We start from the raw sequence: 403 nt of genomic DNA, 5'->3' as shown, positions 1-403 counted from the left end.
GCTTTCGGCCATCTGCTTCAGCGACATCCAGAATGCCCGCTCCAGACGGATGCCGCGGCGGCATCCGGCGCGGCATCCGTCTGGAGCGGGCATTCTGGATGTCGCTGAAGCAGATGGCCGAAAGCAGGAAGTGCACGATCGGCATGCTCATCGACGAGATCGCCGAAAGCCAGGCACAGACAGGCAATTTGACATCCGCGATTCGGGTGGCCTGCATGCGTGGATTGGGTGACGAAAACCTGACCCTGCGAAAGCTTGCATCGATCAACACCATCAACGCCATACTGGTCGCTTGCCCGTCTCCCGCCTTTGCCCTGGCTTCGTCGAAGAAGATCCTGTCGTTCAACGCGCCGTTCCAGCAACTCGTCAAACGTCAATTGCCGATCGCCCCAAGCGATGACGC

General features: G+C 59.8%; 1 protein-coding gene. It reads left to right on the top strand.

Annotated elements, in window-relative coordinates:
* Nucleotides 1–32: 32 nt before the first annotated feature.
* On the top strand, nucleotides 33–403 hold a 371-nt coding region (locus EN750_RS38965), incomplete at its 3' end, for a ribbon-helix-helix domain-containing protein (protein WP_189526899.1).

It is taken from the genome of Mesorhizobium sp. M7A.F.Ca.ET.027.03.2.1 (assembly GCF_003999175.1).
In the GTDB taxonomy this organism is placed as follows: Bacteria; Pseudomonadota; Alphaproteobacteria; order Rhizobiales; family Rhizobiaceae; genus Mesorhizobium.
The sequence above is the reverse complement of the archived record's forward strand: the minus strand, read 5'-3'. Positions and strand labels throughout refer to the sequence as shown.